The 22,085-nt window shown below is 55.7% G+C and carries 24 protein-coding genes; 14 read left to right on the top strand and 10 right to left on the bottom strand.

Going from position 1 to position 22,085, the window contains the following annotated elements; all coding sequences use genetic code 11:
• Positions 1–3 precede the first annotated feature (3 nt).
• Positions 4–1,260, bottom strand: a complete 1,257-nt coding sequence (locus JJN09_RS12055) for a CdaR family transcriptional regulator (RefSeq protein WP_249490323.1) — start codon at positions 1,258–1,260, stop codon at positions 4–6.
• 248 nt (positions 1,261–1,508) lie between these two features.
• On the opposite strand from JJN09_RS12055, the gene JJN09_RS12060 reads away from it, so the two are divergent.
• The 3 genes from JJN09_RS12060 to JJN09_RS12070 are packed head-to-tail and all read left to right on the top strand — an operon-like array spanning position 1,509 to position 4,846.
• Positions 1,509–1,778, top strand: a complete 270-nt coding sequence (locus JJN09_RS12060; RefSeq protein WP_249490324.1) for a YtcA family lipoprotein — start codon at positions 1,509–1,511, stop codon at positions 1,776–1,778.
• 9 nt (positions 1,779–1,787) lie between these two features.
• Positions 1,788–2,840: a multidrug transporter subunit MdtN gene (gene mdtN, locus JJN09_RS12065; RefSeq protein ID WP_249490325.1), complete on the top strand. Its 1,053-nt coding sequence runs from the start codon at positions 1,788–1,790 to the stop codon at positions 2,838–2,840.
• The gene (locus tag JJN09_RS12070) at positions 2,837–4,846 is read left to right on the top strand and encodes an FUSC family protein (RefSeq protein ID WP_249490326.1); all 2,010 of its coding nucleotides are present in this window, start codon (positions 2,837–2,839) and stop codon (positions 4,844–4,846) included. The genes mdtN and JJN09_RS12070 overlap by 4 nt, the downstream gene beginning before the upstream one ends.
• Here JJN09_RS12070 and JJN09_RS12075 read toward each other — a convergent pair.
• Entirely contained in the window at positions 4,843–5,781 is a 939-nt protein-coding gene (locus tag JJN09_RS12075; RefSeq protein ID WP_249490327.1) for an AraC family transcriptional regulator, read from the bottom strand. The two genes, JJN09_RS12070 and JJN09_RS12075, sit on opposite strands and share 4 nt — an antisense overlap.
• 21 nt (positions 5,782–5,802) lie before the next feature.
• On the bottom strand, positions 5,803–6,636 hold the full coding sequence (locus tag JJN09_RS12080) for an oxidoreductase (RefSeq protein WP_249490328.1): 834 nt from the start codon (positions 6,634–6,636) through the stop codon (positions 5,803–5,805).
• Positions 6,637–6,825: 189 nt separating this feature from the next.
• On the opposite strand from JJN09_RS12080, the gene JJN09_RS12085 reads away from it, so the two are divergent.
• From JJN09_RS12085 to JJN09_RS12095, 3 genes are all read left to right on the top strand, one after another.
• Positions 6,826–7,269, top strand: coding sequence for a TspO/MBR family protein (locus JJN09_RS12085; RefSeq protein WP_249490329.1), 444 nt, complete (start codon positions 6,826–6,828; stop codon positions 7,267–7,269).
• A 10-nt stretch (positions 7,270–7,279) separates the two neighbouring features.
• Positions 7,280–8,248: an alpha/beta hydrolase gene (locus JJN09_RS12090; protein ID WP_249490330.1), complete on the top strand. Its 969-nt coding sequence runs from the start codon at positions 7,280–7,282 to the stop codon at positions 8,246–8,248.
• Between the two features lie 368 nt (positions 8,249–8,616).
• Complete coding sequence (locus tag JJN09_RS12095; protein WP_249490331.1) at positions 8,617–9,030, top strand: hypothetical protein; 414 nt, start codon at positions 8,617–8,619, stop codon at positions 9,028–9,030.
• Positions 9,031–9,279: 249 nt separating this feature from the next.
• Here JJN09_RS12095 and JJN09_RS12100 read toward each other — a convergent pair whose 3' ends face one another.
• Positions 9,280–10,086 (bottom strand): hypothetical protein, encoded by an 807-nt coding sequence (locus JJN09_RS12100; protein WP_249490332.1) that lies wholly within the window; start codon positions 10,084–10,086, stop codon positions 9,280–9,282.
• 134 nt (positions 10,087–10,220) lie between these two features.
• Here JJN09_RS12100 and JJN09_RS12105 point away from each other — a divergent pair, with 134 nt between their 5' ends.
• Positions 10,221–10,418, top strand: a complete 198-nt coding sequence (locus JJN09_RS12105) for a hypothetical protein (RefSeq protein ID WP_249490333.1) — start codon at positions 10,221–10,223, stop codon at positions 10,416–10,418.
• Between the two features lie 426 nt (positions 10,419–10,844).
• Here JJN09_RS12105 and JJN09_RS12115 read toward each other — a convergent pair whose 3' ends face one another.
• From JJN09_RS12115 to JJN09_RS12125, 3 genes are all read right to left on the bottom strand, one after another.
• Entirely contained in the window at positions 10,845–11,558 is a 714-nt protein-coding gene (locus tag JJN09_RS12115) for a peptidoglycan recognition family protein (protein WP_249490335.1), read from the bottom strand.
• A gap of 6 nt (positions 11,559–11,564) precedes the next feature.
• Positions 11,565–12,098 carry a PAAR domain-containing protein gene (locus JJN09_RS12120; protein WP_249490336.1) on the bottom strand — a complete coding sequence of 178 codons (534 nt, stop codon included), beginning with the start codon at positions 12,096–12,098 and terminating at the stop codon, positions 11,565–11,567.
• Between the two features lie 571 nt (positions 12,099–12,669).
• The gene (locus JJN09_RS12125; RefSeq protein WP_249490337.1) at positions 12,670–13,587 is read right to left on the bottom strand and encodes a LysR family transcriptional regulator; all 918 of its coding nucleotides are present in this window, start codon (positions 13,585–13,587) and stop codon (positions 12,670–12,672) included.
• Between the two features lie 157 nt (positions 13,588–13,744).
• Between JJN09_RS12125 and JJN09_RS12130 the strand changes: the two genes are divergently transcribed.
• From JJN09_RS12130 to JJN09_RS12140, 3 genes are all read left to right on the top strand, one after another.
• Positions 13,745–14,776 (top strand): alcohol dehydrogenase catalytic domain-containing protein, encoded by a 1,032-nt coding sequence (locus tag JJN09_RS12130; RefSeq protein ID WP_249490338.1) that lies wholly within the window; start codon positions 13,745–13,747, stop codon positions 14,774–14,776.
• Between the two features lie 339 nt (positions 14,777–15,115).
• Positions 15,116–15,373 carry a hypothetical protein gene (locus JJN09_RS12135; RefSeq protein WP_249490339.1) on the top strand — a complete coding sequence of 86 codons (258 nt, stop codon included), beginning with the start codon at positions 15,116–15,118 and terminating at the stop codon, positions 15,371–15,373.
• A 69-nt stretch (positions 15,374–15,442) separates the two neighbouring features.
• Positions 15,443–16,672 carry a PD-(D/E)XK nuclease family protein gene (locus JJN09_RS12140; RefSeq protein WP_249490340.1) on the top strand — a complete coding sequence of 410 codons (1,230 nt, stop codon included), beginning with the start codon at positions 15,443–15,445 and terminating at the stop codon, positions 16,670–16,672.
• Here the strand turns inward: JJN09_RS12140 and JJN09_RS12145 are convergent, their stop codons facing one another.
• The gene (locus JJN09_RS12145) at positions 16,673–17,212 is read right to left on the bottom strand and encodes a hypothetical protein (protein ID WP_249490341.1); all 540 of its coding nucleotides are present in this window, start codon (positions 17,210–17,212) and stop codon (positions 16,673–16,675) included.
• Positions 17,213–17,759: 547 nt separating this feature from the next.
• Here JJN09_RS12145 and JJN09_RS12150 point away from each other — a divergent pair.
• Positions 17,760–18,122 (top strand): hypothetical protein, encoded by a 363-nt coding sequence (locus JJN09_RS12150; protein WP_249490342.1) that lies wholly within the window; start codon positions 17,760–17,762, stop codon positions 18,120–18,122.
• A gap of 135 nt (positions 18,123–18,257) precedes the next feature.
• On the opposite strand, the gene JJN09_RS12155 is transcribed toward JJN09_RS12150, so the two are convergent.
• Positions 18,258–19,214 (bottom strand): GlxA family transcriptional regulator, encoded by a 957-nt coding sequence (locus JJN09_RS12155; RefSeq protein WP_249490797.1) that lies wholly within the window; start codon positions 19,212–19,214, stop codon positions 18,258–18,260.
• A gap of 106 nt (positions 19,215–19,320) precedes the next feature.
• Here JJN09_RS12155 and JJN09_RS12160 point away from each other — a divergent pair, with 106 nt between their 5' ends.
• The 3 genes from JJN09_RS12160 (at position 19,321) to JJN09_RS12170 (ending at position 21,361) form a co-directional block, all read left to right on the top strand.
• The gene (locus tag JJN09_RS12160; RefSeq protein WP_249490343.1) at positions 19,321–20,115 is read left to right on the top strand and encodes an SDR family oxidoreductase; all 795 of its coding nucleotides are present in this window, start codon (positions 19,321–19,323) and stop codon (positions 20,113–20,115) included.
• A gap of 147 nt (positions 20,116–20,262) precedes the next feature.
• Positions 20,263–20,679 (top strand): hypothetical protein, encoded by a 417-nt coding sequence (locus JJN09_RS12165; protein WP_249490344.1) that lies wholly within the window; start codon positions 20,263–20,265, stop codon positions 20,677–20,679.
• A 58-nt stretch (positions 20,680–20,737) separates the two neighbouring features.
• Complete coding sequence (locus JJN09_RS12170; RefSeq protein ID WP_249490345.1) at positions 20,738–21,361, top strand: response regulator transcription factor; 624 nt, start codon at positions 20,738–20,740, stop codon at positions 21,359–21,361.
• Between the two features lie 4 nt (positions 21,362–21,365).
• Here JJN09_RS12170 and JJN09_RS12175 read toward each other — a convergent pair whose 3' ends face one another.
• Complete coding sequence (locus JJN09_RS12175; protein ID WP_368388980.1) at positions 21,366–22,043, bottom strand: response regulator; 678 nt, start codon at positions 22,041–22,043, stop codon at positions 21,366–21,368.
• Positions 22,044–22,085: the final 42 nt, after the last annotated feature.

The following is a 22,085-nucleotide window of genomic DNA, read 5'->3' on the forward strand; positions in this document are numbered from 1 at the left end:
CTTTTAGCGTTCTTGTCCCTTGCTGATCGAATGCCGGCGCAGTTTCAGGGCTGTGTCGAGCCGGCTCACCCAGTTGATGTCATTGAGATCCGCGCCCAGCAGGTTCTCGATGCGTCCTGTGCGGTAATTGAGGGTGTTCGGGTGGATGCCGAGGGTCTTGGCGGTCTGGGCACGGTGACGGCCGCTCGAGAAAAACGCTTCCAGCGTCAGCAGCAGGTCGGGTTCATGGCTGAGTTGCTCGATGAGCGACATCAAGTATCTGAGGGTGTTGTCGTGGCTGCGCACGCTGTCTTCGATCAGCACGCTGGAGTAGCGTCTGACACGTGCTTCGGCCCCGTCGAAAGGGAACAGGTCAATGGCCTTGATCGCTTCTTCCGCCGTGCCGATCCAGCCGGCGATTCCCTGATTCAGCAGACCGATGCCGATACCACGCAACGACGGCAGCAACGCCGGCAGTGACGCGGCGCTGTCGCTCATGCGCTGATCGCATTGCGTGAGGGTTTCGCCCTTGATGCCCGGCAGCCAGATCACCAGTCTGTCGCGGTACCAGACGCGGATCAGTTCCTTGACGGGAATCTTCAAATGTCGGGAAACCTGCAAAGTCAGACGGTCGAACTCGTCCTCGCGCTGCAACGGCTGGACAGGGCGCAAGGGCAGCTCCAGTGCGAGCGCCACGCGGGGCGTGCTGGCGTCCAGGCCGAGTGCCGACAGGGTGTCCTCAAATCCTTCGCTATCTTGCGGCGAATGCAGCAGGAAATGATAAAGGCGCTGATGCAGATGTTCCCGCCAGCGAACTTTCTGAATCTGTTCTTCCAGATACGCCTGGACCACTTCTTCGGCAATATCGTCGAAGAAGTCGAACATGTAGCCGGAAATCTGCAACAACAACTCTTTGCTCAACGCATCGTCGTCTCTGGCAAGCTCCAGGTAGCCGCTCCAGATTTCACGCACTCCCAGACTGAACCCGCGCATCAGCGATTGCAGGGGCACACCTTGATGGACGCGCCGGCAACCGATCTCCTTCAGCGTACGGCGAGTGTCCTGCGACAAACCCTCGCCGGTCAGCAGTGTTTCGCACCACAGGCGTGCGGTGTAGCTCAGGGAGTTTTCCAGATCCTTTCTGGCTTCTGGCGTGAGGTCCTTGTAGCCCGCCATCCCGTTGAGCTGGCTGTTGATCTCCGCGGTGAGCAGGGAAGGGGTGTTCGCAAACTCGCGGGTGATCGTTGCAAGTCGAGCGCTGAGGGTGGGAATTGGAGTCACTGCGTTCACCTTTTTGCGCCTGGAAGTGTCGGTTTCACTCGCCGGCGAGTGTCTATGCGCGCTCTATACTCTTACGTTCACCAGGCCAGTTCAACAACGCTTTCAGCCCGGTTTTGCGGTTGTTTACTGTCACAACGAAGTTATGTTTTTTTCCAATATCGGGGCAGTGGTCGGATCGGTAAGGTGCGCAGGTCAATTCCTTGCCCAGAGGTTCCGGTTTGCGTCAGTCGTCACTTGCGGAGGTAGACATGCCTTCATCCGATCCCGTCAGGCTGGCACTGATACCTGTCGTTCTTCTGCTCAGTGGATGCTCCACATCCCCCTCGCTTGTACTATTTGGTGCGGCGTATCCGGACTGGCTGTTTTGCATTGTCGGCGGTGTTCTGGCGACCACGGCGATCCACGTGATACTGGGCAAATATTCGCTGCGCGAACGCATTTTTCCTCTGGCACTCAGTTACCCGGCGCTGACCGGTCTCTTGGCGATGCTGTTGTGGCTCGTCGTCTTCCACGGATGAATGCCCGCCATGAATAAACCCACCGCAAAACCGCATTCAAGCCGTGTGCCGGCGCTGCTGATCGTTCTGGCGGCGTTCCTGGTGCTGGGTTACGTGCTCTGGCAAACCGAAACCCGCCCGAGTACCGATGATGCCTACGTGTACGCCGACACCATCGATGTCGTTCCTGAAGTGAACGGCCGGATCGTCGAGATGCCGGTGCGCGATAATCAGTTGGTCAAACAAGGTGATCTGTTGATCCGCATTGACGCACGGCCGTATCAGGACGCGCTGGATCAGGCCAGGGCGCGGCTCGTTACCCTCAATCATCAGATCGGTTTGACTCAACGCAGTGTCAACGCTCAGCAATACGAGGCCGCGTCAGCGGTGGCATCGGTCGAGCGGGCGAGGGCGCAGGCCACGCAGTCCAATGACACCCTTCAGCGTCTGGAGAAGTTGCTCGCCAAGGGCTATGTGTCCGTGGAAGCGGTGGACCAGGCGCGGACGGCCCAGCGTTCGACGGCCGCCGAACTCAACACCTCCCGATTGCAGGCACAACGTGCGGGAGCCGCGGTCAGTGGCGTGGACGCGCTGGTAGCGCAGCGGGCTGAAGTCGAGGCGCAGATCTCCCTCGCCGAACTGAGCCTGGAGTTCACCGAGGTTCGCGCACCTTTCGATGGGCGCATCGCCTCCTTGCGCACCACCGTCGGCCAGTTCGCCTCGGCCTACAAACCGATCTTCACATTGATCGATACGCGCCACTGGTACGTGGTGGCGAACTTTCGCGAGACCGATCTGAAAGGCATCAAGGCTGGCACGTCTGCCACGCTTTATCTGTTGGGCGACACCGGCAAGCGCTTTCAGGGCCGGGTCGACTCGCTCAGTTTCGGTGTGTTGCCGGATGACGGCGGAACCGTGATCGAAGGCCTGCCCCGCGTCCAGCGCACCATCAACTGGGTCAGAGTTTCGCAACGTTTTCCGGTGAAGATTTCGGTGCAGGATCCCGACCCGGAGCTGTTTCGCATCGGCGCCTCTGCCGTCGCGGTGTTGCGCCCTGACGAACCGGCCAAGACCGGCCAATGAGTCGCTCGACGGAAGACTGGAGCCGTGGCGGCCTGGAGCGCCTGTCTCGGTTTCTGATCGATGAACTTAAGCCGTACCCAGGTCGTGTGAACCTGTTGCTGCGCACGTTGCTGGGCAGTGCGCTGGTGATCATCATCTCGATGACCTTACAGGTGCCGTTGCTGGCGCTATCGCTGATCGTAGTGTTCTACGTGACGCAGACCAACGTGGTGCTGACCCGCATGGTCGGGATACTGTTTCTGGTCGGCGCGACACTGGCCATCGGCTTGACCATCCTGCTTTTGAAATTCACCTACGGATACCCGCTCCTGAGGATTCTGGGGGCGAGCGTGCTGTTTTTCTGCAGTGCCTACCTGATTCGTGTGACCCGGATCGGCGTGGTGTTTTTCGTGGTCGGCATTGTGGTGATCTATGCCCAGACCTTCGTCGACCTGACCGATCAGGCCGAGGCGGTTTTGCGTCTGGTGCTCTGGGTGTGGGTGGCGGTCAGTTACGCCATCGGCCTGACATTGCTGGTCAACACGCTGCTGTTGCCGGCAGAGCCTGTCAGGCAATTGGAGAATCATCTGCGCTCGCAGTTGTTGGTCGTTGCGCGGTGTCTGAGCGGCGAGCAGAGCGGTGCGACGCTGGGTGCCGCCGCGATTCAGCGCAGCGTGTTGGCGTCGCAACAACTGCTGCGGTTCGCCTGCATGCGGGACGCTGGTTATCGCAGTCAACAGGCGGCGCATCTGGCGCGCATCAGCAGTATTTCCCGGCTGTTGACGCTGGCCGCTCAACTGCCGCCGCCCACAGCTAATGCCCTGGCGAGCGAGTTGTTGCGTCAGGCAGTGCTCGATCTGGAAGCTTCCCTGGGCACGGGCCAGGTGCCCGAAGGATTGTCTGCTCTTGATCAGATCGATACGACCGGTTTGCCCGGCGTGTACGAGGAAATGCGTCTGGAGTTGCTGTCTTTTTTCAATGTGCAGGCGGCTGACAGCGCCCCGGAAACCAAGGCGAAAGGCGCCCCGATGTGGGTGCCGGATGCCTTTGAAAACCCGGTGTACACGCAGTTTGCCGTCAAGACGCTACTGGCCGCGTCGCTGTGTTACCTGTTCTACATGGGTACGGACTGGCAAGGCATCCACACCATCATGCTGACCTGCCTGATCGTCGCTCAACCCAGCCTCGGCGCGACCGGGATGCGTGCGACGTTGCGTGTCGGTGGTGCGCTGGTGGGCAGCGCTTTGGCGTTGGCAATGGTGATTTTGGTGGTTCCGCACATCGACGGAATCGTCGGCCTGCTGTTCATGTCGCTGCCGGTAATTGCGCTGGGTTCCTGGATCGCCGCCGGCTCCGAGCGAATCAGCTATGCCGGTGTGCAGATCGTGTTCACCTTCGCGTTGGCGTTGCTGGAGCAGTTCGAGCCCAGCACCAATCTGACGGAGATTCGTGATCGCATCATCGGTGTGCTGCTGGGTGTCGGGATTTCCCTGTTGATTCACGCCTTTCTGTGGCCCGAGGCAGAGGGTGAAACGCTGCGTCAACGATTGGCCACGCTGGTTGGCCGGCTCGCGGATTCGCTGAAAACCAGACGAACAGCCGACGATGCGCCCCGTGATTTGCGGGTGTGGAGTGAGTTGGCCGATTGCCAGGCAATGGTGGCACGAGTGGCACTGGAACCCGGTTGGCAGGTCGCGGAAAGCCATCAGGAAGTGTTGGTTTTTCGTATGCAGGAACTGCTGGTTCGGCTTCGCGCCATCGCCATGGCAATCGATGCGTTACAGGTGGAACTGGTTCACGGACAGTCACAAGGCGAGGCCTGGCTGGCATCGCTTGAACTGTGCAACGAAACGGCCGCCGTGCTGGGTGACTACGCCAAGCAACTGAAAGGTCAGCAGGGTTTTGCGGTTGCGAGCAGAGAGCTGGAACGCTTGCGAGAGTACGCCACCGCAAGGCTGGTGGATGATGTACTCAAGGCGCGTTTTCTTCAGTTGCTGGCGAGCGTGGAAAATCTGCCTGCCAGTTAATGCGACGAAACATACTCCGAGGGCGTAGTCGGCGCAGGCAATGCGTACGTCGCCTTCATCCACTCGATCTCCGCCTGCGGTGTCCTGCCAAAAAAGCGTTTGAACTCGCGACTGAACTGCGAGGCGCTTTCATAACCCACGTTGAACGCCGCTGCCGAAGCGGTCATCGCGTTGCGCAGCATCAACAGTCGCGCCTGGTGCAAACGTGTCGATTTCAGATACTGCATCGGGGAGGTATCCGTAACACCGCGAAAGTGCAGGTGGAAGTTCGGCACGCTCATACTGGCTTCGTGGGCGAGTCGCTCGACGTCGAGGCGCTCTTGGTAGCAACTGTGGATCTTGCGGATCGCCCGAGTCACCTTGCCAAAATGCCCCTGTCGATTGAGCGCGGCACGCATCGATCCGCCTTGTTCGCCCGTCAGAATGCGGTAGTAGATTTCCCGCATCAGCAATGGTCCCAGAATCTGCGCTTCGCCCGGAATACTCATGGCTTCAAGAAAACGCAACGTCGAAGTGCGGAGTTTGTCGTCCATCGGCGAAGCGTACATGCCCTTGGGTAGCGCGTCGTTTGGGCCGTGAAGGTCATCAACTTGCTGCATCAACTCGCTGGCTAACTGGAAGTCTAGGTGCATGTAGATCGCGAGCATCGGCTCGTCATCGGTGGCATCGGTTTCCATGGTGAAGGGGATGGGCACGGACACCACCAGATAATGCTGGGCGTCGTAAACGTAGACGTCATCACCCAGATAACCGCGTTTCTGGCCCTGACAGAGGATCACGATGCCCGGGTCGTACAGCACAGGCGTGCGGGTCAGCGGCCGGTTCGAGCGCAGGAAACGCACGCCTTCAAGCGCACTGAGGTTATAACCCTCGACCGGTGCGAGGGTTTCCATGAGCTGCACCATGCGCGAGGTGCCTGCGTCGGCCTGCTTCATTGCGTTCTCTCGGTTGGTCATTCAATGGTCGGTGGAGCGAGTCAACGCTTCCCACTGATCGATCTCGCTGGCGGCGTGTTTGAGCTTTTCACGCACCAGGCGCAACGCGTCACTGCCCAAAAGCAAGTGTGCCGGTGGGGCCGGGCTGGCGATGATCTGCAACATCGCCTGGGCGGCTTTTTGCGGGTCGCCGAGTTGCTTGCCACTCTTTTCTTCGCGCGCCTTGCGCACCGGATCGAAACTGGCGTCGTAGTCGGCAATGCTGCGCGGCGTGCGCTGCATCGAGCGACCGGCCCAGTCGGTTCGAAATGAACCCGGCGCAACGGCGGTCACGAAGATATTGAAGGGCGCCAGCTCCTTGCTCAGCGTATCGGAGATGCCTTCGAGCGCAAACTTGCTGCCGCAGTAGTAAGCGATCCCCGGCATCGTGATCGTGCCGCCCATCGACGTGATATTCAGAATATGGCCCGCCCGCCGCTTGCGAAAGAAGGGCAGGAACGCCTTGATCATGGCAACGGCGCCGAACACGTTCACGTCGAACTGGCGGCGCATGTCTACCAGCGGCGACTCTTCGAAGATGCCTTCGTGACCGTAACCGGCGTTGTTGATCAACACATCGACCGGGCCGTGTGTGGCTTCAACCTGCGCGATGACTTCATCAATCCGATCGAAGTCCGTGACATCCAGCATCACCCCGTAAGCGTTATCCATGGAGAGCGATTGAAAGACGTGCAAGTCGGCCTCCTTGCGCACGGTCCCGATGACACGGTGGCCGGCCGCGAGCGCTTCTTTGTCCAGCGCATGGCCGAAGCCGCTGCTGACGCCGGTAATGAAAAGGGTTTTGGTGGTGGTCATGACGGGCTCCAGTGAATGCGGTTTCAGGTCATGGTATCCATCGAAGAAACGCACACCTATGTCGGTTTGTCTTTGAGCATTGCCTATTCCTATCAGCGATGCGAGATAACGGCCGATGAACTTTTTGCATGGCTCCGGGCATCCAAGCAGGAACAGACCCAAAGCGCTGATATCAGCCAAGGACAGACGATGACCTTTCTAATTTTCCTGTTGGCCTGCGGTGCGGCAGCGAGCACCGGGATGATTTTCCAACCGGGCCCATGGTACGAATCGCTGGTCAAACCGCGCTTCACACCGCCCAATTGGGTGTTCCCTGTTGCCTGGACAACGATCTACCTGTTGCTCGCGTGGGTCGGCTATCGTCTGACCCTGACGCCCGGCAGCGAAACGGTCCTCGCCTTGTGGGCGGCGCAAATTGCATTGAACACCTTGTGGACACCCGTGTTCTTCGGCGCGCATCGCATCTTCGCCGGTATGCTGATCATCACGCTGCTGTGGCTGGTAGTCGCCGCGATGGTGGTGTTGGCCTTGCGCCTGGATGTGATGACCGGATTGATCCTGTTCCCTTACCTGGCATGGCTGTGCGTCGCGGCGGCGTTGAACTTCTCCATCCTGCGCAACAACCGCGAATAAAAAGGACGAAATGAAGACATCAATGGACTGGCCCGCAGACGAAAACGAGTTGGCGCAATTGCGCGCGTTCAACAAGAAGCTCGCCCGGCTGCCGCGCTTTCGCATCCGCAATCGCATCACGCCACGGGCGATTCAGTTGCTGTTGCGCCTTAGCCAATTGGGCGGCGCGAGAAAGTTGCTCAAGCACGGGCTCGAGGCAGAACGCAAAGTGGTTAGTGTCGACGGCGCATCAGTGCCGGTGCGGATCATCCGACCCAAGACAAAGGCCAAAGGCGTGGTGCTGGATTTTCATGGCGGCGGCTGGGTCATCGGCAATGCGCAGATGAACGACCACCTCAACATCGCCATGGTGAAAGCCTGCGACGTGGCCGTGGTCTCGGTCGATTATCGGCTTGTGGTCTCGACGCCGATTGAAGGCGTCATGCAGGACTGCCTCACGGCGGCTCGCTGGCTGCTGAGCGATGACTGCCGCGAGTTTGCGAACCTGCCCGTCATCGTCGTGGGCGAATCGGCCGGCGGCCACCTCGCCGCCGCGACCCTGCTGCAACTCAAACAGTGGCCGGACATGCTCAAACGGGTGAGCGGGGCGCTGCTGTACTACGGCGTCTACGACCTGACCGGAACCCCCAGCGTGCGCGACGCCGGGCCCGATACTTTGCTGCTGGATGGGCCTGGGATGGTTGAAGCGCTGCGGATGCTTACGCCGGGATTGAGCGATGAAGAACGGCGGCAGCCACCGTTGTCTCCGTTGTATGGAGACTTCACCGGGTTTCCGCCGGCGTTGATGTTTGCGGCGGAGCTGGATCCGCTCCGGGATGACACGCTTGAACTGGCTGAGCGTTGGGGTAGGGCGGCGGAGGTTGAAGTGCATTTGTTGCCGGAGACGGCGCATGGGGTGATTCATTTTCCGCTGGGGTTGGCGGAGAGGGTGGTTGGGTATAGTCGGGAGTGGGTTGGGGGGCGGGTGGCTGAGGGTTGAGAGGTGGGGGATGACTCCTTGCTCTTTGGTTTTTTTTGACGGGCTGTTAACCACACAAACAGCCATTCGAGAGCCGTGCTTATTGCCTATCAGGGAGTTGCATCAAGTGCGCGAGCTGCGGTTTGAAAATATTTTTTTCATCCGGAAACTTAGAGTGTAGTGCTCAGTCTGTATAGATAATGGCACGCTGCCACCCTTGCTGATCGAAGGGTAACGAAAACGGCCCACTTTTTCAGGACTTGATCAAGGAACTTCATTCACTAAATCCCTCATGTTTTTCTTGCTCGCCAATAACTCAAGTGTTCGTGCGTGGTCGCACGTCCTTACGATCTTTCCGGTGATATCGAGTTCTCTTTCAGGGAGTTTTCATGAAGCTTAAGATGGCTTTGTTGGGAGCGGTCTTGTCTGTTTTACCGCTGTATCAAGCCCTTGCAGATAGTTGCAGTGCCAATATCTATGGTGGGTACGAGTGTAGCTACGATGATGGTACGACTTCTTCCAGCAGCAAGAATATTTATGGCGGACAAGATACCCATTATAGTAATGGCCGCACCTCGCAAAGCAGTGCAAACATTTATGGCGGGCAGGACACTCACTACAGCGATGGCACTACGTCGCAAAGCAGTGCCAATATTTATGGCGGGCAGGATACTCACTACAGCAATGGCAGTACGTCGCAAAGTAGTGCAAATATATATGGCGGACAAAACACTACTTATAGCAATCGAGGGTCGTCACAAAGTAGCGCCAATATCTATGGTGGATTCGATACTAGGAATTAGTAGTTAGTATTGATGTATGGGCCTAGCTGTTGAGTTGAAACGTTGAGGACGTTTCTTCTTGAGAGTCAGGCCATTTTTTAAATGGAAGCGGGGTGGTGAAAATAAAACTGTCCCCGCTTTTCCAATTTTTATTTTTTGCCGACTGCTAGCCTGTCGCTAGAGACCAACCAGCCTAAGGCTGGCTTTAAGGTTTTAATTTTGTCCGCGGCTTGTCAGAATTATCGCTCCCGTATCGAACGGTAAGGTCCTTCACCACAGTAATTTATCAATAATTCTCGGTATTCCGCTCGTGCCTGATACCGGGTCAATAGCGAGGAATGCCCGCAGGCCTGGACTTCCGTTTTGTTGCTGCCATATCTCATAAATATGTTGGTTAACAGCAATTGCGGCCAAAAATCTTGCAGCATCCCAATTGTATCGACCAGCGCCTCTTGGGCTTGGATTAGGCACGCCCGGCAGTGGCGCACCTACCCAGTCAACCCAGTCTTTTATCCCCAAGGGAGGGGTGTATGTACTTTGCAGGATATGAAAGTAGGAGAGCCCCGAATGACGTCCATCAATCATGGGTGCGAGATTTGGAAAAAGACAATGCATAGTCTTGCTTGCTGCTACAAAACCGCCACTTACAGTAATGGCACCGGGTGCCGAGAGCGTCGTATAAAGCACACTTAGCTCCAATGATAAACTTTTACCTGTATTAGGATTTATGGTGTTGCATGGCGCGGAGATCGGTAGTGTGATGTGCTCAATCCATTTGAGAGAGGCTTGCTGAAGATTCTTAAGTGTGTGTGCCATTATATGAGGCTTAACGAGAGCTGAACTTTGTTTGTTCATTCCGAAAGCGGCCAAAAGATCATGAATTGTGGCGGTTGCATTTCCAAAGTGAATCCAGTTATAGAGCCCGCCATGTAAAGAAATACCGCTTTGCCTTGCGATGATGAATGCGTTGTAGATGAGATTGTAGTTTGCCGTTGGTTTGTTAGTGTTGTATGCGGTAATTGCTGTAGGAAATATTCCGACCAATGCAGATAAAGGTGTGTTCTGAGTAATGGGCATTGCTACTCTCCATCCTTGCCAAGGGGACTAAAAGGACTAAAAGGGGACTGATTTATTTTCGAAATGATGATATGGAAAATAAGTCAGTCCCCTTTTCGGTTCGGAACAAAAACTCACGGAAAAGAACATAGAAAATGCTGGCGCTTGAGTTTGATACACCCAGACTGATAACATCAAATCAACCAACCCAGCGTCAAAAAACACGCAAGATCTTACATACGGCACTGCCCAAAACCACTCTACTCCAGGCGAAATTCTTAAAAGAAAAGAAAAGGGGACGGATTTATTTTCCATTTTCCGAAAAAGGGGACGAATTTATTTTTGGAAAATAAATCCGTCCCCTATTTTCTATTTTCTTAGCTTGCTGATCGGTTAGCATTGTTTCTCCGGCGAAACAGGCGACCCCTTTGTCGTAATCGGTAATAGTCGCCAGATGCGTTTCAGAGACTTCTACGGTTTACAGGGACTTGCGATTTACCTTTGTTTGCATTTTTCAAGCTCGCTTTGACTTTTCAATGTCGTATCCAAACCAAGTCGATACTTGCAATAATTAATAACCAGGCTTCGCTCCGCCTCACTTAGCTCACTCAATTTTTTGTCATCTGATTCGTACGCGAAAATATTTTCAAATTCCATCTGAAATGTGGGGCTCTTTTTAATAAAGAATGCTTTTTCCGGATAGGCGTCCTCCATCTTTTCGTAAAAACCTATATAAAGTATGGCGACAATCGAGGTTGATAATATGATTAGCAGCGATTTCATGATGAAGGCGGTCGCAGAAGTTTGGTTTTAATCCGAAGGTTTCTAACAAGCTCCATGCCAATATTACCAGGGCAAATTTTTCCTTCGCCGGCTTGCATGGGGAATTCACGGTGCCCACCTAACGTTGTCACCCTGAAAACGCTGGTCAGCGCCTGAATCAAGGTCAGAAGGGTATCAATTTGTATGGCAGGGATTTTCTGGTCCATGTTGCCGTTGATGCTTTCGAGGGCTTGGCGAGCAAAAGCGACCATATCGTCACCCTCTTCGGCGGTTGTCAGGTTTTCTAGCAAAACGATACCAATCACACCTGTGTTGTAGTTATGTACGCTTGATCCCTTGAATCGTATGTCACGTCCTTCAAAGACTTTGCCCGTACAATCGATGCCATAGTGATAGCCGATATCATCAAACTTAGCCTGATGCTCACTCTGAATCGCCCGCATTTGTCCTGCACCAGCACCGCAGCCTACACTTCGTCCTGCGTGGTGAAGGGCGATCATCGAGTAGTCCCAGTCATCCACCATTTCACCTTTTGCTTTATGCGCTCCCCATGATGACCGCTCTACAAATTCGCACTTTTTTTTGCTGAGTAGTCTGATGATCGCTTCTCTAGTGGCAGCTCTATCGTTGACGGTGATAGTCGTGGGAGCAACTGGCACACCTGGTTTGACTTCAGTCGCTTTTGCTTCAGTAGTAAATTGTTCAGCCATTCTGAGTCAGTCCGTTAATTCGTTAAGCGTCCGAGCTGGAGAAGTGAAATCAATGCTCATGGAAATATTGGCATCTTTGACTGGAGTTTTGATCTTCGCTATCCCAGCGCTATCGGTAACACCTGTGATCTTTTGACCATTTACAGTGGCAGTGAAATTTCTTCCGACTAGAGGTTGGCCAGTCTCGCTATCAACGATGCTGAAAGTGTGCCCATAGGTTTTCTGCAGTAGAAGCGGGAGTGGAGGCGTGAACGGTGCAGGAGTATGGGAGTCGCCGATGATCACCGTACCCGAGCCACCAATAACTACGTCGCCGTGTGTGCCGACGGTTCCCACCAGAGCGGCATTCTTGCCATTGATGAACACCGTCGCAGACACTGCCGAGTCCAAAGCGCTGCCGCAGGTGCAAGTGTCTCCTTTCGTCGCAGCCGCGAGGCCATCGAAAAACACATCGGGTGATCCGGACGCAATGGCTTTGGGCCCGTGCCCAGGCATAGGGCAACTGGTGGGGTCAGTTAAGCGTGCAGCTGGCTTCGCCATGTATGACGTCCTGTCTACGATTTTTCCAAGGGCGACTGTATCAGAGTTGCGTCGAACAGTGGCTCAAGGCATCGCTCTGGTTGGCATATCGGCAACCGCTTTGAATCGCCTCTGGTTAGGCAGACGTCGATGAGCGTTAGCTTTCGGCCAGAAGCGGACGTTGTATCGGGCTGGTTTTTTCTTCAACCGAGAAGACTTGTGAACTTTTTACTAACGGCGTTCAGTCCTCGTCTTTTGAAAATGTCTGTCTGTTGCCACGATCCGATTTCAAAGTCTTCGTTGTATTCCGCGTCGTAGATGATCACACCTGATCGAAGCGGGTCGTTGAAGCATTTCAATCCATACGACCTTGGCGTTCATCTCATGAAATCATGCGTTTTTGTGTTACTGACCCTCTCGATTTCCCCTGTATGAACAGAAAACGGGACTGATTTATTTTCTGAGAAATTAATCAGTCCCCTTTTTCCTTAAGACCGCGGACGCGTCCGAAACGCTTGGCCAACGATCAAGCCGCAGACAGCTGCAATGGCAAGGCGCTAACCGGCCCGCCGCCTCTAAGGCGCAAGGTCGTCTATTTGCCGGACCGCGTTTCAGTCAGCATATTGATCAACGCTCTCAGGCCGGATGGTACATGGCGATTCGCCGAGTAATAGAGGCATAGCCCCGGATACGCGGGGCACCACTCTTCCAGAACTCTTTTGAGTCGGCCGTCCTTGAGTGCATTTGCTGCGAGATGGTCGGGCACGAAGGCGATGCCTACTCCATCGATTGCTGCCTCCACCATCAGCGGTTGATCAGTCAACGTGAGAGGGCCGGGAGCGTTGATCCTTTCGACAGTGCCATGGCGCTCAAACTCCCATCGGTAGATTGCACCACTTTCAAACCGGAAGCGGATGCAATGATGGTCATACAGATCTTGCGGCACCCTTGGATATCCGCGTTGCTCGAAGTACTCGGGCGACGCCACTGCCGCAAAGCGGACTTCTCCCATGACTGGGATGGCCACCATATCTTTGGGTACGGCTTCCGCCAATCGGATGCCCGCATCGAAACCATCGGCAACGATATCGCTCAGCTTGCCATCACTGAATATGTCGAGATGGACGCGAGGATACTCGCGCAAAAAGCGCGCAAGCACTGGCCACAGTACCAACCGGATGGCGCCCTCACTGGCATTGATTCGCACCGTTCCGCTGGGTGCGTGGTCATTGCCCTCCAGCTCCCGAACGGCTTCTTCAACTGAGGCCATTGCCGGTCTTAGTTTTATGGCCAGGCGCTCTCCCGCCTCGGTCAAGGAAACGCTTCGAGTCGTCCGGTTGAAAAGGCGGACGTTCAACCGTTGTTCGAGAGCCTTGATCGAGTGACTGATCGCCGAGGGCGTCATGTCGAGATCGATTGCGGCGCTGCGGAAGCTTCGGTGGGCTGCGACCGCCAGGAATGCGGCAAAGGCCGACAGGTCATTGCCCTTGGATTGGTGAATTACTTTCATCATGGAATCAAATATTGACCAGATTGTTGCGACAGTCAATGAGCCATAGACTCGAATGAAGCTGCAGCGTCGCGGGTCCAAAATAGCCGGTGTCGCTCTGAGAGCATCTCGTCCGCAGCCCTAACAGCAATGACCACCTGATCAAAAGGAACATGCGATGAAGATGAAGGCAGTTGTGATGACCGGCGCGAACAAGCCTTGGGAGGTTCATGAGGTTCCCATGCCCAAGGCAGAGCCAGGGCTGGTCCTGGTGAAAGTTCACGCCTCCGGCATGTGCTACACGGACGTGTGGGCAACTCAGGGAGCTGGCGGTGACATTTATCCCCAGACCCCGGGTCACGAAGTGGTCGGCGAAATCATCGAAGTCGGTGCGGGCGTCCACACGCGCAAGGTTGGAGACCGAGTCGGCACCACTTGGGTACAGTCCTCGTGCGGTCGATGCCCGTACTGCCGCCAGAACCGCCCGTTGACCGGCCAGACAGCCATGAACTGCGTTTCGCCCAGAACGACCGGCTTCGCGTCGCAGGGCGGGCACGCGGAGTACATCGCAATTTCTGCGGAAGGCACCGTATTGTTGCCCGATGGGCTGTCCTACACGGACGCCGCGCCCATGATGTGCGCAGGCTATACCACCTGGAGCGGGCTGCGAGACGCGGAGCCAAAGCCTGGTGACAGGGTCGCGGTGCTGGGTATCGGCGGGTTGGGCCACGTCGCCTTGCAGTTCTCAAAGGCGTGCGGATTCGAGACCATCGCGATCACGCATTCCCCAGACAAACACAAGCTTGCGACCGACTTGGGTGCCGACCACGTCGTCACCAATGCCGAGGAGCTCTTGGCAGTCGGTGGTGCCGACGTGCTGCTGGTCACCACCAACGACTTCGAAACCGCCGAAAAGGCGCTCGCGGGAGTCAAACCTGACGGTCGCATCGTCCTTTGCGGGCTCGACTTCAGCAAGCCGTTCTCGATTCCGTCCGACGGCAAGCCATTCCATATGATGCGCCAACGGGTGGTTGGCTCCACGCATGGCGGGCAGCATTACCTCGCCGAAATTCTCGACTTGGCCGCGAAGGGTAAGGTCAAGCCGATAGTCGAAACCTTCTCGCTTGACCAAGCAACGGAGGCTTATGAACGCCTGTCCTCCGGGAAGATGCGATTCCGTGGTGTGTTCCTGCCTCACGGCGGAAATTGATACCCAGAGCGGTTCCGGCGATCGCGCGGTCACCGAAATGAAAGGGGACTGATATATTTTTTTTGAAAAATATCAGTCCCCTTTTTTACGTGCGCGAAAATGAGGTTTTTAACGCTAACTCAGTGCGTTAACCTCGCAGGAATCCGAGTCATCGACTGTTTAAGCCGCTCAAGGCCTTTCTAAGTAAGTAACCATGGCATCAGATAAAAAGCAGGCCAAACGGGCTAAGCGCGCCAAAGTGAAAGCCAAGCAGGCATGGACAGTTCGCAATGACTCACCTCAGGGCGAGTATGTGGAAGCGGTTGAGGCCGCCGAGGGAATGGTCAGCTTACTCGTGGGATGGCAGAAGCCGAGGCAGTTAGCCAAGTCGAAATGCTTAGCACCTTGATCAGTGATTTGGGCATGGCCAAAGCGGAAACATTAGACGACGAAATCGATATGCAGATCGTACTTCTGAAGCTGTACGGAAGGAAGATCGAAGGAAGGACGGAGGATTGGATGGAAGACTCTGGATTCCTAGAGGCCTATGCACAAGCTGCACGCAGGCTAGGCCGGGAAGAACTCATTGAGGCTTGGCATGACGCTCACGACTTTTAATAGCTAGTCGCTGGAAAACCTAACTGCCGGGCCTGTGCAGATGCAACAAGAAAAGGGGAGGCAGTGAGTATGGAGAAAGTACAACGGTTGTTGAGTCAGGCGGGCGGCCTGGTGAGGGAGACAAACGCCAAACTCGCAGCAAGCGGTGAGCTGTTCAACCTCTTCACCATCACCCGAATCGAGCGGGCCGAGGTCAACACTCACTCGGCGATGATCGCAGAACTTTTGAGCCCCGAGGGCCGTCACGGTCAAGGTGTTTACTTCCTTGAACTATTCCTCTCGACAGTGGGTTTCGAACACGAATGCAGCCTCAGCGACGCCAGGGTGCAAAAGGAGCAGATTTTTGCGGGTTACGGTCGTGTGGATGTGGTGATTCACCTGAGAGATCACCTCATCCTGATCGAAAACAAGATCGACGCCCTCGATGGCAACCAACAACTCAAGCGTTATAACGATATTGGCAAGGCCTCAGGCAAGCAGTGGCAGTTGTGGTACCTGACAAAGAAAGGTACGGAGGCGCACGAAAGCAGTCACTGCGGCGTGAGCTACCGTCGACTGTCGTACCAGGAGCACATCCTCGACTGGCTTGAGCGATGCGTCAGCACCTCAAGCGCGACGCCGGCACTTCAGCATGCATTGATCCAGTACAAGAATCTGGTCCAGAAAATCACCGGGCGAGCCATGACCCATACCACACGAAGTGCACTGATCGAGCTTCTCATTGCCGACGACAATTTGCAGGCTGCCGAGGCCATCGCCCAAGCACTACCCCATGCGAAGGGGACAGTATTGTTCGGCTTCTTTGATGCAGTGCGACACGCATTGTCAGAACGTTGTACGCCCGTGTCATCGCCGATTGACTTTACCGGGCATGAAAGCAGCGAGGCGAATTGCCGCAAGTGGTTCCTGCCCAAGGCATTGAGGTTGAAGCACGTGGGGCAGTTTTTCGACATTGGTGTCGAGGGAATGCTGTTACGAATCGAGGTTGCTACTGATGCGCTGCATTATGGCGTGGTGCCGGTCAGTAGCGGGAAACTGGTGAGCGATGGAGGGTTGTTGGCGCAAACGCCTCAATTACCTTTGTACCTGATGTGGCGGAATTGGAATGCGTTCAAATGGTACTCATACCTTTACCAGGACAACGTTGCGAGCAAAATGGACTGTTTGTCTGATCCCAGGGCATTGGTCAAGGAGGTGCTGCGCACTGTAGAGCTGATCAAATCTGAACTGTCTGGCCAGCCTGAGTTGCAGTGTGCAAGTGACAGTGCGACGCAACTAAAAGCAATGCCAGTCAGTTGACTAGCCAATTTGTCGGTTGAACGCAGGCAATGTACCGTGCCGTTTCATGTGGGCCGTCTGCAGATAGACCTCAATGAGGGATACCACCACCGGGTCAGAGATCGTAATGACTGCAATTCGTGCTTCACCGTCTTGAACGTGAGGCACTGGATTTTCGTCGCTCGCAAACCCTGTGAACCGATGGTTGGGATAGGTTCGCCAACCGTCCTCTCGAATGCTGGGCGTCTTAACATGGTCCCAGACCCTATGGTGCAGGTTGTTCCGGGTTGCCTTACCGATATAGAGGATTCGCCCTTCAGGGGTACCAAAAAAATACACGCCGCTCTTGCACCCAACACCATCGCCGGTGACCAGCATTCCCGAGTTTGTAGGGTCCGACCAGTCGCCGATGGCGGGACTGGCGTCACCAAAGGCGAGTTCTATTGTGACCTTGTCGAATATCGCAGGCATGGCTTGGGCAAGATCATTTACCAGGGTGAATGCTTCTTTAAAGTCCACTTTTTCCCTCTGTTCGCTATCCATTTTGGCCAGCATTGGCATAGTTTTTCAGTGGCGGCATCGGATTGCTGATGGGGAAGGCCGCGCTGACTTCCTCGGTGAAGTTCATTTCTTTCTTGGTCAAGACGTGTATTGACGAAGGGTAAACGGGATGACGATAAACAGACCATCCCTCCCATGAGATCTTTCAAAAACAAAGGGTGAGAGCCGTTCCTGATTCACCCGTTTAACCCTCCAAAAATCCCCGTTTAAAAGACACCATCAGTAACGTCCTCAAGGCTACATCACCTTGCGTCATTGCCTACGACTACGCCAGAATCCGCCGGCTTGTGCGTCTGGGACGCGGGTCTTATCGTTCCATGGTCACTGAAAAACAGTGATCGGGTTTGGTAGCCCGGTTCCCCATATGACGCATAACGTCACCTAGCGCGGATGCCTTTTCGGTATCTGACTTATGGTGGCCATGCGCAGGGCGTCCTCGGGCGCGCCGGATTTTCCATATGGGCCGGTCTACCAACCTTCGTATGGCCACCACCCCTCGTTTGGTAGCGAGAGTGATGGCTCCTTAAGTCCCATATGGAGTTTCACCATGATCAAACCAACACCCAACCCACCCGAAACCGACCCGGTTTCCCCCTACCAATTCCCCGACTCCCGAACCCTCAACGACGCCGCCGAACGCGCCCTCGATCATTACCTCACCCCACAACAACGCATAATGGGCAGTCACACCAAACACGACCCCATGTTCCTGGCCAACCCGGCCTACAACAGCGAATCCCTCCTGGCCAATGCCAGCGAATCCCTCGATTCCGCCAGCGAAATGCTCAGCAACTTCGCCGCGATCCTGGAGCCCGGCCACCGCAGAACGGCGCTGGGCATCGCGCAAGTGGTGATGGTCGCGGGTCTGGCTGTGAATCAGGCGCTGGATCATGTCGAGGTGAAGACGTGATCGGTTGATGGCTGTCGCTCAATAGCCGAAAAGAAAATGGCCGAGGTTGTCAGGTGTAGCTGACGACCTCGGCCATATTTTTTTCTGCACCTCTCAACGTTCGAACAAAGGGGAGGCCTCGTCAGTCCGCGATATCTACACTTTCCCCACCACTTGGCGAGCATCCCGCCGTACCGCCTGCGGAGGCACGCCGAATCCCCGAATGAACGCTTCACGCATATGGCGCCGATCACGAAAACCGGATTCGCTGGCAACCACATCGAGTGAGTGTCGGCTCTGTTCGATCATCAATCGAGCGGCCTCCAGGCGCAGCCCTTCGATGGCTTTGGCGGGCGATTGCCCGGTTTCTGCGCTGAATATGCGGGTGAACTGGCGAGGGCTCAAGTGCGCCACGCCGGCCAGTTCTTCGACGCTGAGCGTTCGGCGCAAATGCTGCCGTGCATAGTTCAGCGCGCTTTGGATGCGGTCGGACTTGGGCGCGAGGTCGAGCATTTCCGAATGCTGCGACTGGCCGCCGGAGCGGTGCTGGTGCATCACCAGTTTGTGCGCCACCGAGCGCGCGACGTCGGCGCCCAGATCCTTTTCCACCATGCCGACGGCAAGGTCGAGGCCGGCGGTCATGCCCGCCGAAGTCCAGAAGGGGCCGTCGACGATATAGATGCGATCGACGTCGACGCTGATTTCGGGATGGCGCTTCTGCAAGGCCTGCGCGTAGGCCCAGTGGGTCGTGGCGCGGCGTCCGGTCAGCAGGCCGGCTTCGGCGAGGATGAAGCCGCCGGTGCAGATGCCGACGGTGCGCCGTGCCTGATTGCCGGCCTGGCGCACGAAGTTGAGCACAGCGGAGGCTGTGTCGGTTTTTTCCGGATCGTTGACCCCGACAACGATCCAGGTGTCGGCCAGTCCGGGCGCCTCGAGCGGGCGGGTTTCTATGGCCAGCCCCAGTGAGGAGCGCACCATGCCGCCATCCGGCGAGAAATTCTCGATGCTGTAGAAGGGCGCTTCGGCGATCTGATTGGCGAACTCGAAAACGGCTTGAGTCGCCAGGGAGAGCACCTGGAAACCGTCGGTGAGCAAGTAGCCGATGCGATGCATGGTGAATTCTCGGATGTCCTGAATCACTACCTTATACGTCATTTGAGATATAGCCAAGCCGTCGCATTCTGTTCTCCAGTGCTTCCCACAACCCTGGAGACTCGATATGACTCAATCCCGCCTCGGTACCGCCCTGATCACCGGCGCTTCGTCCGGCATCGGCGCCATTTACGCTGAACGCCTGGCCCGTCGTGGCCATGACCTGATCCTGGTCGCGCGGAATCGCGATCGCCTGAATGTCCTGGCTGAGCGCCTGAGTGAAGAAACCGGCCGTCACGTTGAAGTCCTGGCTGCCGACCTGTCCGACAGGGCTGATCTGGCACGGGTCGAAGCGCGGCTCAGAACGGACGCCAACATTTCTCTGCTGGTGAACAATGCCGGGGTTGGCGCGACTCATCCCTTGCTGGAGTCGGACGTCGACAAGCTTGAGGACTTGCTCACGCTCAACGTGAACGTGCTGATGCGCCTGACTTACGCGGCGGTCCCGGGCTTTGTCGCCCGTGGCGGTGGCACGCTTATCAACATCGCCTCGGTCGTGGCCATTGCCCCGGAGGTGTTGAACGGTGTTTACGGCGGCTCCAAGGCCTTCGTGCTGGCGTTCAGCCAATCCTTGCGTCACGAACTGGCGGACAAAAATGTCCGGGTCCAGGTGGTGCTGCCCGGCGCAACGGCTACCGAATTCTGGAGTGTGGCCGGAACACCGCTGGAGCATCTGCCGGAAGCGATTGTGATGCGGGCGGACGATATGGTGGACGCTGCGCTGTCCGGTCTCGATCAAGGCGAGTTCGTCACCATTCCGGCACTTCCCGAGATCGCCGACCTGAACGCTTACGAGGCGGCGCGCCAGAAGCTGATGCCTGATCTGTCGCGCAGTGAGCCGGCTGCACGCTATCGCAACTGATGCCTGATTCAGGCATTGAAGTAAAAAGTGTGCGGGTCGTTGGCAAGCCCGCGCTCTTGAAAATTCGATCCTCAGCTTTGGGACGTTTCCTATAGGGCTGGATAGAACACATCAATACGCTGCTGCATCTTTATTGCACGAGTTTCGATGATGGTTTTATCCGATGTTTCCGGTAAGTCAATGAGGCCGTTGATTGCTGATGAAGATGTTGAGCAGCGTCGCTTTGTAGAGAAGTCATTCACCACATTGGGCTATTTTCGCACCGTCACGGCCGGTTGTTTTGACGAAATGATCTCGTTGACTCATTACTCTCCGGTTCTATTTGATCGCTTTGATTTGTTGGTGGTGAACTCCGATATTTTTTACAGTTGTGAGTTTGATTACCTGGATTTTTGCCTGGGCAATTCTCGCTTGAAACATGTCTTGATCTACGACTTGAACAAGGGATCGAGTGCGGTGGAAGTCTTGAGCGAACGCTCGGGTGAGCAGGTGTGGCGTGTGCAGAATGTCACGTCTGATGTGATCGCCAGATTGATTCCCCTGATCGACTCTCGTGCTTTTTGACGGAGTGCTGAACATGAATGAACACGGTTGATGATCTTTTTGCCGAGGGCGACACAGCATGAATAATCGAGTCGTCATCATTGATGATCATCCTGCAGTCCGTATGGCTTTGCGGCTGCTGCTGGCGAGCGAAGGGTATGACGTGGTGGCGGAAGCCGGTGATGGAGCGCAGGCGTTGCGCTTGGTTGAGTTGTATTGCCCATCGATCATGATTCTGGATATTCGCGTTCCCGTGATGGACGGTCTTGCGGTCATCCGCCAGTTGGCTGAAAAAAGATGCCTGACCAAAATAGTGGTTTTTGCCGGAGCGGCGTCAGCGGGCATGATCACTCGTTGCCGGCAGTTGGGTGCACACGGTTTTGTGGGAAAGGACAAGGAACTCTCTGAACTGGTGTATGCCGTGCGGGCGGTTCGGGCCAATGAGGAGTATTTTCCGAACTCACTCTGCTCTTTGCGCATGGACAACATGGCGCGCGAGCAAGTCTTGTTCGCTCGCTTGTCTGCGCGCGAATTCAAAGTGATGCAGTGCCTGTTGAAGGGTATGAGGAACAGTGAAATCGCGCAGAGCCTGTCACTGGATCGCAAAACCGTCAGTACTTACAAAGTGCGGATGTTTCTCAAGCTTGAGATCAAAAGAACGGCGGAGTTGTACGCGATAGCCGTGCGCAACGGTTTTTTCTAGCCGCTCAAAGCTCCGTCAACTGGTGTTGCATCTTGAATAATTCATTGTCAGTCCGAATACCCAGTTTTCTAAAGGCAGACTGCTTTTGTCCACTGATGGTTTTTCGGCTGCGAGAGAACTTTGCTGCCACTTGGGTGACCGACAGCCCCTCAAGGCAGCAACGCAGAACCTCACGCTCCTTGGGGGAAAGTTCGGGATAGCTCGTGAGCGTTTCATCCAGATTAGTCACATGATGGTCAGCCAGGAATCGATGCGAAGGCGGTGTTTCCAGTTCTGCCGACGTCGTCGGTGCCAGGTAGAGTCTGTCCATAGCGGCCATACGAACGGCTTTCAGAAGATCTTCGGTCTGCTGCGTTTTTCCAACAAATCCATTGACCCCCGCCCGAATGCACATATTGACGGTGGCAGGTCTTTCCGCGGCCGAGAAAATCACGATCTTCAAGTCCGGATGTTGTGTGCGTACTGACTGGATCAAGCGCAGACCGTCCAACTCGCCGTCGGCCAGTTGGTAATCGAGTATGAGCAGGTCCGGGGGCTGCAGGCGCAAACCTTCCATCAGGTCGCGGCTGGTAGTGTAGACGCCGGTTACCTTGAAGTCGGGTTCCAGAGACAGGCGAATCTTGAGTGCTTCTCGTATCAGCGCATGATCATCCAGCAATGCAATTCTCAATGGCGAAATCACTGACCATCTCATCTTTGGCCCCCCTGGGCGCAATGGATAGAA

It is taken from the genome of Pseudomonas sp. HS6 (genome assembly GCF_023375815.1).
In the GTDB taxonomy this organism is placed as follows: Bacteria; Pseudomonadota; Gammaproteobacteria; order Pseudomonadales; family Pseudomonadaceae; genus Aquipseudomonas.